This window comes from Rhodococcus sp. BUPNP1, from assembly GCF_002215235.1.
Classification (GTDB): domain Bacteria; phylum Actinomycetota; class Actinomycetes; order Mycobacteriales; family Mycobacteriaceae; genus Rhodococcus.
Window position 1 is genome coordinate 20,493 of record NZ_NERM01000005.1, and the last position, 16,301, is coordinate 36,793.

Here is a 16,301-nt window from a genome sequence, read left to right on the forward strand (position 1 = left end):
AGTCACACCATGTTCCCCGATACCCCCGGAAAGGGGTGGCGTTCGTGTCGTCCTCCTCGTCGGCGCTGCTGCGTCCCCGCGACGGTGATGCCCTGCGCGGTGAACTCCGCCGCACCGCGGCGCAGGCCCAGCTGCCGGTGGTCTTCGCCGGCGAGGTCCAGCAGGGATCGCTGCAACTCAGCGAATTCTTCGGCACCCGCACCAACAGCCTGGCCGGGGTCGTGGTGCCTCCGCGGGCGGGTCTCGGCGGTCGCGTCCTCGCGGAGTCGCGGGTGGTGACGGTGTCGGACTACGGTCGCTCCGCGTCGATCACGCACCACTTCGACCGTCCCGTTCTGTACGAGGGATTGCGGTCCATCCTCGCGGTGCCGGTACTCGTCGAGGGCAAGGCCCGCGCGGTGTTGTACGGCGCCGCGCGCGAGTGCGCGCCCGTCGGCGATCGGGCTGTGACGGCGTTCGCGCAGGCGGCGGCTCGTCTCGCGCACGAGATCGAGGTGCGCGACGAGGTCGATCGGCGACTCGCGATGCTCGAGCGGTCGTCCGGCGACCGCGATCCCGTCGCGACTGCGCAGGTCCGCGAGGTCCATGCCGATCTGCGGGTGCTCGCGCAGGGCACGACCGATCCGGCGCTGCAGGAGAAGCTCCGCTCGTTGTCCGACCGTCTCGCCGGGGTGCTCGACGGAACGGAACCGGAACCGACGGACGTCGTGCTGTCCCCCCGCGAGACCGACGTGCTGTCCCATGTGGCGCTGGGGTGCAGCAACGCCGAGATCGCCCAGCGCCTGTCGGTCGGCGCCGAGACGGTCAAGAGCTACCTGCGCAGCGCCATGAGCAAGCTCGACGTCCATTCCCGCCACGAGGCCGTCGTCGCCGCGCGAAAATCGGGTCTGCTGCCCTGAATCCGGTCGGTCCCCGCCGGCGGTGGACAGGGTGCGCGGAAGGGGGCCTGCGGTGGCCGAGACGACCGACTCACCCCAGCTCGTCCGCGTTCTCGGGCCGGGTCTGCTCCTGCTGTTCGTCATCGGCGACATCCTGGGCACCGGCATCTACGCCCTCACCGGGGAGGTCGCGAACGAGGTCGGTGGCGTGGTGTGGCTGCCGTTCCTCGTCGCGTTCGCCGTCGCGACGGTGACGGCGTTCAGCTATCTGGAGCTGGTCACGAAGTATCCGCGGGCGGCCGGAGCGGCGCTCTACACGCACAAGGCGTTCGGCGTGCACTTCCTGACCTTCCTGGTGGCCTTCGCCGTGATGTCCTCGGGCATCACCTCTGCCGCCACGGCTGCGCGGGCGTTCGCCGCGAACTTCGCCGAGGCCTTCGGACTCGACCTGGCCGGCACGGCCGGGATCACCGTGATCGCGCTGGTCTTCGTCCTCGTCCTGGCGGTGATCAACTTCCGCGGGGTCGCCGAGAGCGTGAAGACCAATGTGGTGCTCACGATGATCGAGTTGGGCGGCCTGCTCATCATCGTCGCGATCGGCATGTGGGCGTTGGGTTTCGGCGGCGGCGATTTCTCGCGTGTGGTCGAGATCGATCCCGGCGACCGGTCCGTCTTCTCCGCGGTGGTCGCGGGGACAGCCCTGGCTTTTTTCGCGATGGTGGGATTCGAGGACTCGGTGAACATGGCCGAGGAATGCAAGGAGCCCACCCGGATCTTCCCCCGGATGCTGCTGCTCGGCCTGGGTCTCGCTGCGCTGGTGTACGTGCTCGTGTCGATCACCGCGATCGCGCTCGTCCCGCCCGACGAACTCGGGGCGGGCGAGACGCCCTTGCTGCGGGTGGTCGAGGTCGGCGCCCCGGCGTTCCCGGTCGGGATCTTCGCCTTCGTCACGATGTTCGCGGTGGCCAACACCGCGCTGATCAACATGCTGATGGCGAGCCGGCTGATCTACGGCATCGCCCGCGAGGACGTCCTGCCCGCCGTCCTGGGGCGGGTGCACCCGACCCGCCGCACGCCCTATGTCGCGATCGTGTTCACGACGCTGCTCGCGGTCGGTCTCGTCGTCTTCGTCGGCGGGGTGCCCGAACTCGGGGGTACGACGGCGCTGCTCCTGCTGGGGGTGTTCGCGATCGTCAACGTCGCGGCCCTGGTCCTGCGCCGGGACCACGTGGAGCACCGGCACTTCCGCGCGCCGACGATCCTTCCGGTGCTCGGGGCGGCCAGTTGCCTGTTCCTCGTCCTGCCGTGGGTCGACCGGCCTGCGACCCAGTACCGGACGGCCGGGGTTCTGATCGGGATCGGCGTGGTGCTGTGGCTGGTGACGCGACTCGCGGGCCGGCGCGACGGCCGGCCCGCGAGTACGACGGATCGTGAGGAGAGCTGAGGGTCCGTCAGCGGTTGCGGACCAACGCCATCGAGCCGAGGCCGAGGACGGCGGTGACGAGCATGGCGAGGGACATGGGGACCGCGGTGTCCTCACCCCAGGCGCCGACGATCGGAGCGACTACGGCCGCCAGCAGGAACTGGAGGGCGCCGAGGAGCGCCGAGCCGGTGCCGGCAGCGTGCCGGACCTGACCGAGAGCGAGGGTCGCGGCGTTGGCGAGCACCAGCCCGAGGCTCGCGACGCCGAACCACAACGCCACTATGGTCACTCCGAGGACGGGTCCCGCGAGGGCGTTGACGGTGAGCACGGCGGACCAGAAGACGAGCAGCGCCGACCCGATGCCGAGCAGCCGGTGCGGGGTCGTGCGCTGGAGCAGCTTCTGGTTCACCACATTACCGAGGCTGATGCCCACGGCGTTGAACGCGAACAGCAGGGTGAACCAGCCGGTCGACAGGCCGTGGATCTTCTGCATGACGAACGGCGACGCGGAGATGTACGCGAAGAGCACACCGAACGCGAAGGTGTGGGCCAGCAGGTAGCCGAGATAGGTGCGGTCGCGGACGACGACGGCGATCCCGCTCGCCAGGCCGCCGAGGCCACCTGCCGAGCGACGGTCGGCCGGGAGGCTCTCGGGCAGGAAGAAGACGATCGCCGCGAGCATCACGAGGCTCAGCGCGGCCAGGAACCAGAAGACGGCGCGCCAGCCGACGGACAGGATGATGCCGCCGCCGACGAGCGGCGCCGCGATGGGGGCCACTGCGCTGACGAGCACGAGCAGGCCGAACAACTTCGCCGCCGCCGCGCCCTCGGCACGGTCGGAGACGACGGCTCGACCCACGACGATGCCGGCGGCGCCGGCGAAGCCCTGAGCGAAGCGGGAGACCGCGAGCAGTTCGATGCTGGGCGCCAGGGCGCACGCGACGCTCGCGAGGGCGCACACGGCCGTGCCGATGAGCATCGACGAGCGGCGACCGAACCGGTCGGACAGCGGGCCGATGATCAGGTTGCCGAGGGCCATACCGATGAGGAAGGCCGTCAGCGTGAACTGCACCGCGGACGCGGTACTGCCGAATTCCTCGGCGATGTCGGGGAAGCCGGGCAGGTACATGTCCACGGCGAGAGGGGCCAGGGCGGCCAGCAGGCCGAGCGACGCCACGGACATGCCGGACAGCGAACGGCCGCCGGATCCGTGCTCGTCGGTCTTCACTCCGGTTGCGGCCTCGGAGGGTCGGTTCATCACACCTCGATCGATAAGTTCGAATTCATATATAAATATATATATAGATTCTAGCCTACGATCGAGGCATGTCCGAGGACCCGAGGATCAGCGACGCCGATATCGACCGCCTGGCCGACAGCGTGCGCACGCTCGTGTGGAACCTGCAGCGCGTCGGCGAACGCGAGGCGGGCCTGGTCGGGATCCCCCAGTCGGAGATCGAGGTCCTGCGGGTGCTCTCCGACCACCCCGGCGTCACCGTGTCCGATCTCGCACGCATGCTCGGACTGCAGAGCAGCAACGTCAGTGCCACGGTGCGCAGCCTCGTCGCCCGCGGCCTCGTCTCCCGCACGACCAACCCGAACGACGGGCGGTCGCACCACCTGCACCGCACTCCCCTGGCCGAGCACAACGGGAACCTCATCCGACGGATGTGGATCTCACGGATGCAGGAGGTGCTCGCAGCGATGGATCCGGCCGACGCCGCCGAACTCGTCGCGGCGGCACCGCTGCTCGAACAGCTCGCCGCCCTCGCCGAGGATCCGGCCCCGGCCTGATCTCAGGCTCCCTCGTCGTATTCCGGCGGCAGGGCGGCGAACATGTCGCGGGTGACCGCGACCGCGTTGTCGGAGCTGCCGCCGCGCACGACGAGCGTCGCGAACGCCAGATCACCGCGGTAGCCGACGAACCACGAGTGCGACCCGCCCTCGACCTCGGCCTCACCGGTCTTGCCGTAGACGTCGCCCTGGTCCCGGATGCGGTCGGCGGTACCGCTCGTGATCACCAGGCGCATCATCTCGCGCAGACCCTCCACCATCTCCGGCGTCACCGGCGGCGGCGAACCGTTCACGACCGTCTCGCGACCCGCAATGAGATAGGGCACCGGGGTACTGCCGGCGGCGACCGTCGCCGCGGTGAGCGCCATCCCGAACGGGCTCACGACGACCTTGCCCTGACCGAAGCCGTCCTCGGTCCGTTCGACGAGATCCTCCGCGGGCGGAACCGATCCGGTGAAGGTCGGCATCCCGACCACCTCGTAGTCCACACCGATACCGAACTGCGAGGCGGCGACGGTCAGCGCGTCCGGGGCCATCTCGGAGGCGAGCTTGGCGAAGGAGGTGTTGCAGGACCGGGCGAAAGCGGTGGCGAGAGAGACCGTCCCGAGCTCGAATTCGTTGTAGTTCGGCACGCTGCGCTCGCCGATCGTGATACGGCCCGGGCACGGCACCATCGTGTTCGGGGTCGCGCTCCCCTCGGCGATCGCCGCACCGGAGGTGACGATCTTGAACGTCGAGCCCGGCGGGTACTGGCCGGCCAGCGCGACCGGGCCGTCCCGGTCGGCGGCCTTGTTCTGGGCCACCGCGAGCACCGCACCCGTGGACGCCTCGATCACGACCGTCATCGCCTGCTCGGTGCGCGCGTCGACTGCCGCCTGGGCCGCGAGCTGGAGGGGACGGTCGAGGCTGACCGAGAACGATGGCACCGGTTGCGGCGGCGTCTCGGTGAGCACCCCGGTGTCCACGCCGTACTGGTTCACCACGACGACGCTCCACCCGGCCGTGCCGTCGACCTCGTCGATGACGGTCTTCTTGATCTGACCCACCAGATCGGGCGCGAAGTTGCGGTCGGTCGCGACGAGGTCGGCCTGTTCGGTCACCACGACACCGTCGATCCCGGCGAGCCGCGGGGCGACGCGCTCGTAGTCGTCCTCGCGCAGTCGCAGCACCGACCGCGGCCCGGACGACGCCGTCACCGATTCCGCGATCGCCTGGGCCGTGAGCGAGGAATCGAACTCCGACAACGTCGACGCGAGCTGTCGTGCCGCACCGGCGACGTCGGTGGTCTGCGCGGCGTCGAAGGCGATGCCGTAGACCGTGCCGGGGACGAGGATGTCGCTGCCGGCGTGCTCGTTGACCCGGGCGCGCGGCGCCGGGCTGCTGCGGAGCTGCATGGTCTGCCGTTCACCGAGCTGCGGGTGCAGTGCGGACTTCGCCCACCGCACGATCCAGTCGTTCCCGCTGCGACCCATGTTGAGCTCACCGGTGTACTGCCACACCCGTTCCTTCGGCAGGTGCCACTCGTAGCTGTATCCCACGGTCGCGGAGTCGCCGCTGATCCGGGTGGATGTCGTGGTGGCGGTGAGGGATTCGGCCTGAAGTCCGTCCAGGACCTCCTGCATCGCGACGGCCGCGTCGTCGGGACGGTCGGTGCGGTCCGCCGCCGATCCGACGTCCTGAGCGGCGAACGAGTCGAGAAACGCCTGGGCGGCGGCCTCCGGCCCGGCCGGGCGCGGCGTGCACGCGACCGCCAGGCCGAGGAGCACGACGGCCGCCGACAACGCAGCGCCGATCCGGAGTGCGCGTGCGTACGGGGATGCCGGGGTGGAACTTCGAGGTCTCATCGCCCGTCATCGTAGGCAGAGCCGACGGGAAATCAGTCGAGCAGCACCGTGGAGAACGTCGCGACCTGACGGAAACCCGCGCGGGCGTAGGCTCCGCGGGCCGGGGCGTTGAAGCTGTTGACGTAGAGGCTCGGCAGGCGGCCGCTGCGAGCGACCGCGCAGGCCACGGCGGCCGTACCGATCGTGCCGAGGCCCGAGCCGCGATGTGCGGGATCGACCCAGACGCCCTGGATCTGGCCCACCGTGGACGACTGCGAACCCACCTCCGCCTTGAACACGACCTGTCCGTCCTCGAAACGCGCCCAGGCGCGTCCCGCTGCGATCAGGCTCGCGACGCGGCGCCGGTAACCGGCACCGCCGTCGCCGGTGCGCGGGTCGATGCCGACCTCCTCGATGAACATCGAGATTGCGGCCGGCAGATAGATGTCGAGTTCGTCGGGCCGCACGGGACGGACCTGCGGATCGGGTTCGACGAGGGGCTCGCGGTCGAGAACGAGGAGGGGTTGTTCGGCCCTCACCTCGCGGGGGGCGCCCCACACCGATTCGAGCCGCTCCCACATGGGCAGCGCGTACTCGGCGCGGCCGACGATGGACGAGCACAGTCGCGGTCCGCGACTCGCGCGCTCGGCGAACGCCTGGATGTCGTCCGGGCTGCCCAGCAGCGGAATGAGGTTCGCGCCCGAGAAGCACAACGAGGTCTCGGGGCCGCCGCGGCTCCACATCTCGCCGCCGACGGCACGCCCGTCGAGTCCGTACTCCTCGACGCGGCCGGCCACCATGCACGCGGCCACGGGGTCGCGGGAGAGCACCCGGAGCACCGCGGCGGTGTCACGTCCACCCAACGACCGGACACCCAGAAGCTTGAGCACTCGCTCACCACCCGTCGACAAGCCGATACGAGATCAGAGTGCCATGTCGGACGGCGACGTGGAAACCTGAGTCCCCGAAAGTGAGAGAACGCAGTCCCGTGCGTCCCACCTGTATCAGCCGACCGACACCACGGGGCCGCCGCCCGAGGCGTTGCCTTCCATCTCGTCGGCGATGCGCATCGCTTCCTCGATGAGGGTCTCGACGATCTGCGCCTCGGGCACGGTCTTGATGACCTTGCCCTTGACGAAGATCTGACCCTTGCCGTTGCCGGAGGCCACACCGAGATCCGCTTCGCGGGCCTCACCGGGGCCGTTGACGACGCAGCCCATCACCGCGACCCGCAGCGGCACCTCCATGCCCTCGAGGCCGGCGGTGACCTCGTTGGCGAGGGAGTAGACGTCCACCTGGGCGCGCCCACAGGACGGGCAGGAGACGATCTCGAGCTTGCGGGGACGCAGGTTCAGCGACTGCAGGATCTGCGTGCCGACCTTGATCTCCTCGGCGGGCGGCGCGGACAGCGACACGCGGATGGTGTCGCCGATGCCCTCGCTCAGCAGCGCACCGAAGGCGACGGCCGACTTGATGGTGCCCTGGAAGGCGGGGCCGGCCTCGGTCACACCGAGGTGCAGCGGGTAGTCGCACTGCGCGGCGAGCTGCCGGTAGGCCTCGACCATCACGACGGGGTCGTTGTGCTTGACGGAGATCTTGATGTCGCCGAAGCCGTGTTCCTCGAACAGGCTCGCCTCCCACAGGGCGGACTCGACGAGCGCCTCCGGGGTGGCCTTGCCGTACTTGGCGAGGAGCCGGGGGTCGAGCGAGCCGGCGTTGACGCCGATGCGGATGGGGATCCCGGCGTCTCCGGCCGCCTTGGCGACCTCCTTGACGCGACCGTCGAACTCCTTGATGTTGCCGGGATTGACGCGCACGGCCGCGCAGCCGGCGTCGATCGCGGCGAAGATGTACCGCGGCTGGAAGTGGATGTCGGCGATCACCGGGATCTTGCTCTTCTTCGCGATGATCGGGAGCGCGTCGGCGTCCTCCTGACGCGGGCACGCGACACGCACGATGTCGCAGCCGGACGCCGTGAGCTCCGCGATCTGCTGGAGGGTGGCGTTCACGTCGTGCGTCTTCGTGGTGGTCATCGACTGCACGGACACCGGATGATCGCTGCCGACGCCGACATTTCCGACCATGAGCTGGCGGGTCTTGCGTCGGGGTGCGAGGACCGCAGGAATTTCGGGCATGCCCAATCCGACGGGGCTGGTCACAGTTCGCCTTCTTTCGTCGCTACTCGGCAAGTCTACCGGCGCAGATCAGAACAGCTTGATGGGGTTGACGATGTCTGCTGTGAGGGTGAGCACCATGTAGGCGCCACCGATGACCACCGCCACATAGGTCAGCGGCAGCAGTTTCACGTAGTCCACGGGCGGGCCGACCGGCAGTCCGCGCAGGCCGCGCAGCCAGTTGCGGGCCTTCTCGTAGATCGCGACGGCCATGTGCCCACCGTCGAGCGGCAGCAGCGGGAGGAGGTTGAACGCACCGAGGAAGAAGTTCAGCTGAGCGAGCAACAACACGAACGATTCCCAGATGCCGCGCTCGGCGAACTGACCGCCGATGACGCTGGCGCCCACGACGCTGACCGGGGTGTCGACCGCGCGCTCTCCCCCGGTGACGGCCGTCCACAGGTCGGCGACCTTGCTCGGCAGGCTCACGAGCGCCTCGGCGGTGCGGACCGCGAGGTAGCCGGTGAAGTCGAAGGTCGCGGGGATCGCCGAGAGCGGCGTGTACTCGATGATGCCCGGCTCTCCCCCGACACCGATCGCACCGACGGTGCGGGAGACGGGTTCGGCGTCGGGCGACTCGCTCTCGTAGACCCAGCGCTGGACCTGCTGGACCGTGACCGGCACGGTGAGGGTCTCCTCGCCGCGTTCGACGGTGAACGGCACGGTGCCCGACAGGGGCTGCGTGGCCCGGACGAGGTCGCCGAAGGTCTCGACGGACTGCCCGTCCACGGCGACGATCACGTCGCCCGGTTCGATACCGGCCTGCTCGGCCGGGCCGGGGCCCGAGCAGTCGGCCGGGGTGTAGTCGGGCGGGCCGTCCTGGGTCGGCGCGGCACAGCCGACGGTGCCGACCACCGCGCGGTTGTCGGTGTTGGGCAGCCCCGCGCTGGCGGCGAGGCCGTAGATGAGCACGATGCCGAGCAGGAAGTTCATCGCGATGCCACCCGACATCACGACGAGGCGTTTCCACGTCTTCTGCTTGTACATCGCGCGCTCGACCTCGTCGGGCGCGAGTTCGTCCAGAGCCGTCATGCCGGCGATGTCGCAGAACCCGCCGGCCGGAACCGCCTTGAGACCGTACTCGGTCTCGCCGCGGCGGAAGGCGAACACACGGGGACCGAACCCGATGTAGTAGCGCCGGACCTTCATGCCCAGCTTCTGCGCCGTCCACATGTGGCCGGCCTCGTGCAGGGCGATGGAGATGGCGATGCCGAGGGCGAACACCACCACGCCCAGTGCGAACATCATGAGTGGCCGATCCTCCTATACGAGTGTGCGCGCCCGGTCGCGGGCCCAGCCGTCGGCGGCGAGCACGTCGTCCACGGTACTGGGTTCGGCGGACCACTCGTGTGCGTCGTTCAGCACGGCCTCGACGGTCTGCACGATCCGTGGGAACGACAGCGTCCCCGCGAGGAACGCCTCGGCGGCGACCTCGTTGGCCGCGTTGTAGACGGCGGTGAGGCATCCGCCACCCACGCCCGCCTGGCGTGCGAGCCGCACGGCGGGGAAGACGTCGTCGTCGAGGGGTTCGAACTCCCAGGTGGACGCCGTCGAGAAGTCGAGTGCCGGGGCGGCATGCGGAACGCGGTGCGGCCAGCCGAGGGCCAGCGCGATCGGCAGCTTCATCGACGGCGGCGACGCCTGGGCCAGGGTCGACCCGTCGACGAAGGTGACCATCGAGTGCACGATCGACTGCGGGTGCACCGTCACGTCGATCCGGTCGTAGTCCACGCCGAAGAGCAGGTGGGTCTCGATGAGTTCGAGTCCCTTGTTGACGAGGGTCGCCGAGTTGAGGGTGTTCATCGGCCCCATCGACCAGGTGGGGTGGGCGCCGGCCTGTTCGGGCGTCACCGATTCGAGGCGATCGGCGGTCCAGCCGCGGAACGGACCGCCCGAGGCGGTGAGCACGAGGCGCGCCACCTCGTCGCCGGTGCCGCCGCGCAGGCACTGCGCGAGCGCGGAGTGCTCCGAGTCGACGGGCACGATCTGGCCCGGCGCCGCCGCCTTCGTGACGAGCGAGCCGCCCGCGACCAGCGACTCCTTGTTCGCCAACGCGAGTCGCGCGCCGGTGTCGAGCGCCGCGAGGGTCGGTTCGAGACCGAGGGAACCGACCAGGGCGTTGAGCACGACGTCGGCCTCGACCTCGCGCACGAGTTCGGTGACGGCGGTCGGGCCGCTGCGGACCGGCAGGTCGAGACGTGCGGCGGCGTCGGGGTCGGCCACGGCCACCTCGCGGACGCCGGTCGCGCGGATCTGTTCGGCGAGCAGGTCCGTCTTGCCTCCGCCCGCGGCGAGACCGACGACTTCGAAGTCGTCGGGATTGGCGGCGATCACCTCAAGTGCCTGGGTACCGATGGAACCGGTACTGCCCAGCAGGAGCACCCGGGTGCGGGAAGAAGATCGAGTGTCGGCCACGCGAGCATTGTTCCCCACGCACCTGAACAGTTCCTGAACCGCCCGGCTTCCCCCCGCGGAACGCACCACACGCATGCCCCGCTTCGTACGACGCGGGGTCGTATGTCACGATAAGCAGCAACAGCAGCATCTGGTGAGCAGGAGGAAACCGTGGCCGGTACCGAGTTGCAGTCCACTCGTGGTGATGTGGCGGCGGAAGTGCCGTCCGCCGAGTGGGGTTGGAGCGGGGAAGCCCCCAAGTTCTTCCGCGTCATGGCCCTGATCGTGGCGGTGTTCCTGCTGCTGATGCTGATCGGCAACCACGAAGGCCACGTCGAGAGCCTGTACCTCATCGGTTCGTCGGCTCTGCTGATCTTCATCGTCGCGCGCGATGCGGTGCGTCGCCGCCGGTTGCGCTAGGTCCATCGACGAAGGGCCCGTCCGGAATTCTCCGGCCGGGCCCTTCGTGTCTGTCGAGTGTGCAACGGTCGAGGGGTCGACTGGCCCTGCTGTCACATCTGTCGGCTCAGCCCTGCTGTCGCATCTCTCGGCTCAGCCTTCCGCGGCGAGCTGGCCGCAGGCCGCGGCGATCTCCTGGCCGCGGGTGTCGCGCACGGTGCACGACACACCCTGGGCCTGCACGCGCCGCACGAACTCGCGTTCGACGTCCTTCGGGCTGGCGTCCCACTCACTACCCGGCGTGGGGTTGAGCGGGATGAGGTTCACGTGCACGAGCGATCCGAGAGCCTTGTGGAGCTTCTTGCCGAGCATGTCGGCGCGCCACGGCTGGTCGTTGACGTCGCGGATGAGGGCGTACTCGATCGAGACGCGCCGGCCGGTCTTGTCGGCGTAGTACCGCGCCGCCTCGAGGACCTCGGCGACCGACCACCGGTTGTTGACCGGAACGAGGGTGTCGCGCAGTTCGTCGTCCGGGGTGTGCAGCGACACCGCGAGGGTGACGCTGAGTCCTTCGTCGGCGAGGCGACGGATGGCCGGAGCGAGTCCCACGGTGGAGACGGTGACCGAGCGCTGCGACAGACCGAGGCCTTCGGGGGCGGGTGAGGTGATGCGCCGCACCGCCGCGACCACGCGCTTGTAGTTCGCGAGCGGCTCGCCCATGCCCATGAACACGACGTTCGACAACCGTCCCGGTCCGCCGGCGACGTCGCCGTCGCGCAGGGCAGCGGCGGCCGCGCGCACCTGGTCGACGATCTCGGCGGTGGACAGGTTGCGGTCGAGACCGCCCTGGCCGGTCGCGCAGAACGGGCACGCCATGCCGCATCCGGCCTGGCTGGAGATGCACAGCGTGGCGCGGTCGGGATAGCGCATGAGGACGCTCTCGAGCAGGGTGCCGTCGTGGGCACGCCACAGGGTCTTGCGGGTCTCGCCACCGTCGCACGCGATGTGCCGGACCGCGCTGAGCAGCGGCGGGAACAACGCCTCCCCCACTTTGTCGCGGACGGCGGCGGGCAGATCGGTCATCTTCGCCGGATCGGCCTCGAGCCGCCCGTAGTACTGGCGGGCGAGCTGGTCGGCGCGGAAGGCCGGAAGCCCCAGTTCGCGCACCGCATCACGACGCTGATCTGCGTCGAGGTCGGCGAGATGGCGCGGCGGAAGACCGCGCTTGGGTGCATCGAAGACCAGGGGCAGGGAAGAAGCCATAATCACCTATTGTCCCATGATCCGGGACGGATGGGTCCGGCCGTCGCTGTGATACTCGCCCCCATTCCCGGGCCGGTGTCACCGGTCGGTCTCCCTCACGCCGAGTCGCCCGGGCGCGGAGGGGGAATACGGGAGCATGGACATCATGACCGGTCTCGTCGCTCCCGAAGTCGCACGCTCGTGGTTGCTCGTTCCGGGCCGCTCCCCCGATCTCTTCGACGCCGCCGCCGACTCACCGGCGGACGCGGTGGTGCTCGACCTCGAGGACGCCGTACCCGCCGCGGCCAAACCCGCTGCTCGCGACGATATCGTGGCGTGGCTGCGCGGGGGTGGGAAGGCCTGGGTGCGGGTCAACGACGCCACCACGTCGTTCTGGGCCGACGACCTCGCCGCGCTCGCCGGCCTCCCGGGCCTGCAGGGCGTCATGCTCGCGAAGGCGGAGAGCGGTCACCAGGTCGAGGCCACCGCCGACCTGCTGCCGGAGGGCACGCGCATCCTCGTGCTGATCGAATCGGCGATGGGCCTCGAGGCGGCTCCCGAGATCGCCCGCGCGGAAGGCACCTTCCGCCTGGTCTTCGGCAGCGGCGACTTCCGGCGCGACACCGGCATGAGCGACAGCCCGATGGCAATGGCGTACGCACGGTCGAGGTTGGTCATCACGAGCCGCGCCGCGCGCCTGCCGGGACCCATCGACGGCCCCACGCTCAGCGACGACCCCGAGGTCCTCGAACGGGAAGCCGAGCTGACCCGCTCGATGGGGATGACCGGCAAGTTGTGCATGACCGGCGAACGCGCGTCGTACGCGAACGTGGCTCTGAGCCCGAACAGCACCGACGTGGACTGGGCGGAAGGCATCATCGACAAGCTCGGTGAGGACGGGCGCAACGTCCGCGACGGCAGCGACCTGCCGAACCTCGCGAAGGCGAAGAAGATCACCGAGCTGGCGCGGATGTTCGGTATCGGCCGGTCGCGCTGACCGGTCTCAACTCAGTTCCAGCCCGAGGGGTCTGCGGCGCACGTGCAGCCGGTAGCGGACTTCGAGCGTCGTGCCGGATGTCTCCCGGATCGCCCGGGCCGCGACGCGCGGTGCGAACTCGATGCCGAGCACCCGTTCGAGGGTCGCGCGGTCCGGGAACTCCCACAGCGTGTCGATGCGGCGCAGATCGAATCCCTGCGCCTCGAAGAACGCCTCGACCGCGGTCGGGTCGTAGTGCGGCAGGTCGTCGCGCATCCAGTCGCCGTAGGGATGGGCGGTGGCGTCGAGGTCGACGACGGCGAGCGCGCCGCCCGGACGCAGCACGCGCATCGCCTCGAGGATTCCGGCGCCGCACCCGGGGCCGAAGAAGTAGGCGGTGCGGGCGTGGACGAGATCGACCGAGGCGTCGGGCAGCGGCATGTCCGCGGCGGAGCCTTCCGTCACGGTGACCGACGGAAGATCCGCCACACGGGTGCGGGCCGCGGCGACCAGCGGCGGATGCGGTTCGATCCCCGTCACCGTGCGCGCGCCGGCCGCGAACATCGGAAGGTGGAAACCCGATCCGCACCCGACGTCGACGACGTCGCGGCCGGTCCAGTCCGCGGCCTCCCGCAGCGCCGCGTACACGGCGCCGCGGGGGTCCTGCGCGCGGTTCTCCTCCTCGTACACCTCGGGCCAGTGCCAGATGTTGGGGCTGGCGATCACACCACTCCCCGACTTCGGCGTTCCGGGCTTCGGTGCACTGAACTTCGACGAACGCACCATCGGCCGATTACACGAAGGCCGTGAGGATCAGCCACGTGACGAAGGCCGACGGCAGGATCGAGTCGAGTCGATCCATGATGCCGCCGTGACCGGGCAGCAGAGTGCCCATATCCTTGATGCCGAGATCCCGCTTGACCTGCGACTCGATGAGATCGCCGGCCGTCGCCGTCACCACTAGCACGACGCCGAGCAGCAGACCCGCCCACCACGGGCCGTCCAGCAGGAACATGACCGTGAGGACACCGACCGCGATGCAGGCCACCAGCGACCCGGCGAAGCCTTCCCACGACTTCTTCGGGCTGATCGCCGGCACCATCGGGTGCTTGCCGAACAGGACACCCGAGGCGTAACCACCGATGTCCGACGCCACGCACACGAGCATCAGGCAGAACACGCGCTGGGCACCCTGATCCTCGAGGACCATGAGGGTCGCGAACGACGCCAGCAACGGCAGCCAGGCCGCAACGAAGACTGCGACCGCGGTGTCGCGCAGGTAGTTGCGTGGTTGCGCGACGAGACCGTGGTCGAACAGCCGCCACAGCATCGTCACGACGACCGTGCCCGCGAACGCACCGAGCACACCGGACGTGCCGTACGGCCAGCCGAGCCAGATCATCGCCTGGCCACCGGCCAGCAACGGCAGTCTGGGGACGAGCACGTCCGCCTCACGCAGCCGCTTGGTGACCTCCCAGGTCGCGATGCCGATGGCGATCGCGACCACGGCGAGCCACGCCTTCGGGGCGAACAGCAGAATCCCGATGACGAGCGCGCCGAGACCCCCGCCGACCGCGAAAGCGGCCGGCAGGTCGCGTCCCGCCCGTGAGGGTTTCTTCACCGGCTCCGACGCGGGGTCGGGGGCCGGTGCCGGGTCTGCAGGGGTGGCACCGGAGTCGGCTCCGGCACCGAGTGGAAGCTGCGGGTCGGAGGACCCGTCGGCTCGACCCACTGTCAGACCTCCATCAGTTCGGCTTCCTTGTGCTTCATCAACTCGTCGATCTGACCGACGTACTTGGCGGTCGTCTTGTCGAGTTCCTTCTCGGCGCGGTTCACGTCGTCCTCGCCGGCCTCGCCGTCCTTCTGGATGCGGCCGAGTTCCTCCATCGCCTTGCGGCGGACGTTGCGCACGGCGACCTTGGCGTCCTCACCCTTGGCCTTGGCCTGCTTGACGAGTTCGCGACGACGCTCCTCGGTGAGCTGCGGGACCGAGATGCGGATGATGTTGCCGTCGTTGGTGGGGTTGACGCCGAGATCCGAGTTGCGGATCGCGGTCTCGATCGCGTTCAGCTGCGAAGCCTCGTACGGCTTGACGATGACCATGCGCGCTTCGGGAACATTGATGCTGGCGATCTGCGTGATCGGCGTGGGAGCCCCGTAGTAGTCGACGACGATGCGGTTGAACATGCCCGGGTTCGCGCGACCGGTCCGGATGCCACCCAGATCGTCCCGGGCCACCGTGACGGCCTTCTCCATCTTCTCTTCGGCTTCGAAGAGGGCTTCATCGATCACGGCAGTTCCTCCATGTTCCGTTGTCCGTTCATGACCGTACGAGTGTTCCGATCTTCTCACCGGCGATGGCTCGGGCGATATTGCCCTTGGTCAGCAGATTGAAGACCATGATCGGCATGGCGTTGTCCATGCACAGGCTGAAGGCGGTCGCGTCGGCGACCTTGAGGCCCTGCTCGATGACCTCGCGATGGGTGATCTCCTCGAACAGCACCGCATCCGGGTTCGTGCGCGGATCGTCGGAGTAGACGCCGTCCACGGCCTTCGCCATGAGGACGACCTCGGCGCCGATCTCGAGGGCGCGCTGCGCGGCGGTGGTGTCGGTGGAGAAGTACGGCATGCCCATGCCCGCACCGAAGATGACCACGCGCCCCTTCTCGAGGTGGCGGCGCGCACGCAGCGGCAGGTAGGGCTCGGCGACCTGACCCATCGTGATGGCGGTCTGCACGCGGGTGTCGATGCCTTCCTTCTCCAGGAAGTCCTGCAGCGCAAGGGAGTTCATGACCGTGCCGAGCATGCCCATGTAGTCGGACCGCGCGCGTTCGAGACCGCGCTGCTGGAGTTCGGCGCCGCGGAAGAAGTTGCCGCCACCGATCACGACCGCGACCTCGGCGCCGCCGCGCACGACCTCTGCGATCTGCTGGGCCACCGTGGTCACCACGTCCGGGTCGAGTCCGACCTTGCCGCCGCCGAACATCTCGCCGCCGAGCTTGAGCAGTACCCGGCGGAATCCGGGCCGATCGTGGGCGTGGTCGGACATGACTCTCCTCTGGTTGCGCATGAATCGGCCCTTATCATCCTGCCTCATCCGCTCGAGGGAACCGAGATCGGGCGGATAGACACGCCACACCTGTCACCGCGCGGCACGCGCGGGCGCCTCCGGGCCCCGAGGCGGCGTGGCCCGACACA

At 69.4% G+C, this 16,301-nt stretch carries 16 protein-coding genes; 5 read left to right on the plus strand and 11 right to left on the minus strand.

The window, feature by feature from the left end; translation table 11 throughout:
* Positions 1–35 precede the first annotated feature (35 nt).
* The gene (locus tag B9C99_RS06410; RefSeq protein ID WP_088897308.1) at positions 36–899 is read left to right on the plus strand and encodes a LuxR C-terminal-related transcriptional regulator; all 864 of its coding nucleotides are present in this window, start codon (positions 36–38) and stop codon (positions 897–899) included.
* Positions 900–951: 52 nt separating this feature from the next.
* The gene (locus tag B9C99_RS06415; RefSeq protein WP_088897309.1) at positions 952–2,322 is read left to right on the plus strand and encodes an APC family permease; all 1,371 of its coding nucleotides are present in this window, start codon (positions 952–954) and stop codon (positions 2,320–2,322) included.
* 7 nt (positions 2,323–2,329) lie between these two features.
* Here the strand turns inward: B9C99_RS06415 and B9C99_RS06420 are convergent, their stop codons facing one another.
* Complete coding sequence (locus B9C99_RS06420) at positions 2,330–3,559, minus strand: multidrug effflux MFS transporter (RefSeq protein ID WP_088897310.1); 1,230 nt, start codon at positions 3,557–3,559, stop codon at positions 2,330–2,332.
* 68 nt (positions 3,560–3,627) lie between these two features.
* Here B9C99_RS06420 and B9C99_RS06425 point away from each other — a divergent pair, with 68 nt between their 5' ends.
* The gene (locus B9C99_RS06425) at positions 3,628–4,095 is read left to right on the plus strand and encodes a MarR family winged helix-turn-helix transcriptional regulator (protein WP_088897311.1); all 468 of its coding nucleotides are present in this window, start codon (positions 3,628–3,630) and stop codon (positions 4,093–4,095) included.
* 2 nt (positions 4,096–4,097) lie between these two features.
* On the opposite strand, the gene B9C99_RS06430 is transcribed toward B9C99_RS06425, so the two are convergent.
* From B9C99_RS06430 to dxr, 5 genes are all read right to left on the minus strand, one after another.
* Positions 4,098–5,939, minus strand: coding sequence for a penicillin-binding transpeptidase domain-containing protein (locus B9C99_RS06430; RefSeq protein ID WP_253250000.1), 1,842 nt, complete (start codon positions 5,937–5,939; stop codon positions 4,098–4,100).
* Positions 5,940–5,971: 32 nt separating this feature from the next.
* Positions 5,972–6,808, minus strand: a complete 837-nt coding sequence (locus tag B9C99_RS06435) for a GNAT family N-acetyltransferase (RefSeq protein ID WP_088897313.1) — start codon at positions 6,806–6,808, stop codon at positions 5,972–5,974.
* Between the two features lie 114 nt (positions 6,809–6,922).
* Positions 6,923–8,077 carry a flavodoxin-dependent (E)-4-hydroxy-3-methylbut-2-enyl-diphosphate synthase gene (gene ispG, locus B9C99_RS06440; protein WP_016691224.1) on the minus strand — a complete coding sequence of 385 codons (1,155 nt, stop codon included), beginning with the start codon at positions 8,075–8,077 and terminating at the stop codon, positions 6,923–6,925.
* A gap of 45 nt (positions 8,078–8,122) precedes the next feature.
* On the minus strand, positions 8,123–9,340 hold the full coding sequence (locus B9C99_RS06445; protein ID WP_088897314.1) for an RIP metalloprotease: 1,218 nt from the start codon (positions 9,338–9,340) through the stop codon (positions 8,123–8,125).
* A gap of 15 nt (positions 9,341–9,355) precedes the next feature.
* Positions 9,356–10,507 carry a 1-deoxy-D-xylulose-5-phosphate reductoisomerase gene (gene dxr / locus B9C99_RS06450; RefSeq protein WP_026060952.1) on the minus strand — a complete coding sequence of 384 codons (1,152 nt, stop codon included), beginning with the start codon at positions 10,505–10,507 and terminating at the stop codon, positions 9,356–9,358.
* A 150-nt stretch (positions 10,508–10,657) separates the two neighbouring features.
* Here dxr and B9C99_RS06455 point away from each other — a divergent pair, with 150 nt between their 5' ends.
* Entirely contained in the window at positions 10,658–10,906 is a 249-nt protein-coding gene (locus B9C99_RS06455) for a DUF2631 domain-containing protein (RefSeq protein ID WP_088897315.1), read from the plus strand.
* Between the two features lie 132 nt (positions 10,907–11,038).
* Here the strand turns inward: B9C99_RS06455 and rlmN are convergent, their stop codons facing one another.
* Positions 11,039–12,148 carry a 23S rRNA (adenine(2503)-C(2))-methyltransferase RlmN gene (gene rlmN / locus B9C99_RS06460; protein WP_016691228.1) on the minus strand — a complete coding sequence of 370 codons (1,110 nt, stop codon included), beginning with the start codon at positions 12,146–12,148 and terminating at the stop codon, positions 11,039–11,041.
* Between the two features lie 136 nt (positions 12,149–12,284).
* Between rlmN and B9C99_RS06465 the strand changes: the two genes are divergently transcribed.
* Positions 12,285–13,124 carry a CoA ester lyase gene (locus B9C99_RS06465; protein ID WP_088897316.1) on the plus strand — a complete coding sequence of 280 codons (840 nt, stop codon included), beginning with the start codon at positions 12,285–12,287 and terminating at the stop codon, positions 13,122–13,124.
* Positions 13,125–13,130: 6 nt separating this feature from the next.
* On the opposite strand, the gene B9C99_RS06470 is transcribed toward B9C99_RS06465, so the two are convergent.
* The 4 genes from B9C99_RS06470 to pyrH form a co-directional block, all read right to left on the minus strand.
* Complete coding sequence (locus B9C99_RS06470; RefSeq protein ID WP_088897444.1) at positions 13,131–13,829, minus strand: class I SAM-dependent methyltransferase; 699 nt, start codon at positions 13,827–13,829, stop codon at positions 13,131–13,133.
* A gap of 67 nt (positions 13,830–13,896) precedes the next feature.
* A complete protein-coding gene (locus tag B9C99_RS06475; RefSeq protein WP_016691231.1) occupies positions 13,897–14,835 on the minus strand; it encodes a phosphatidate cytidylyltransferase in 939 nt (312 codons plus the stop codon).
* A gap of 2 nt (positions 14,836–14,837) precedes the next feature.
* Entirely contained in the window at positions 14,838–15,395 is a 558-nt protein-coding gene (frr, locus tag B9C99_RS06480) for a ribosome recycling factor (RefSeq protein ID WP_016691232.1), read from the minus strand.
* A gap of 28 nt (positions 15,396–15,423) precedes the next feature.
* A complete protein-coding gene (gene pyrH, locus B9C99_RS06485; protein ID WP_006550976.1) occupies positions 15,424–16,152 on the minus strand; it encodes a UMP kinase in 729 nt (242 codons plus the stop codon).
* Positions 16,153–16,301: the final 149 nt, after the last annotated feature.

Coding starts and splice junctions, on each gene's coding strand:
- B9C99_RS06425 (WP_088897311.1), top strand. CDS start 3,628: ATGTCCGAGGACCCGAGGATCAGCGACGCCGATATCGACCGCCTGGCC.
- B9C99_RS06420 (WP_088897310.1), bottom strand. CDS start 3,559: ATGAACCGACCCTCCGAGGCCGCAACCGGAGTGAAGACCGACGAGCAC.
- pyrH (WP_006550976.1), bottom strand. CDS start 16,152: ATGTCCGACCACGCCCACGATCGGCCCGGATTCCGCCGGGTACTGCTC.
- B9C99_RS06465 (WP_088897316.1), top strand. CDS start 12,285: ATGGACATCATGACCGGTCTCGTCGCTCCCGAAGTCGCACGCTCGTGG.
- B9C99_RS06430 (WP_253250000.1), bottom strand. CDS start 5,939: ATGAGACCTCGAAGTTCCACCCCGGCATCCCCGTACGCACGCGCACTC.
- B9C99_RS06445 (WP_088897314.1), bottom strand. CDS start 9,340: ATGATGTTCGCACTGGGCGTGGTGGTGTTCGCCCTCGGCATCGCCATC.
- rlmN (WP_016691228.1), bottom strand. CDS start 12,148: ATGGCTTCTTCCCTGCCCCTGGTCTTCGATGCACCCAAGCGCGGTCTT.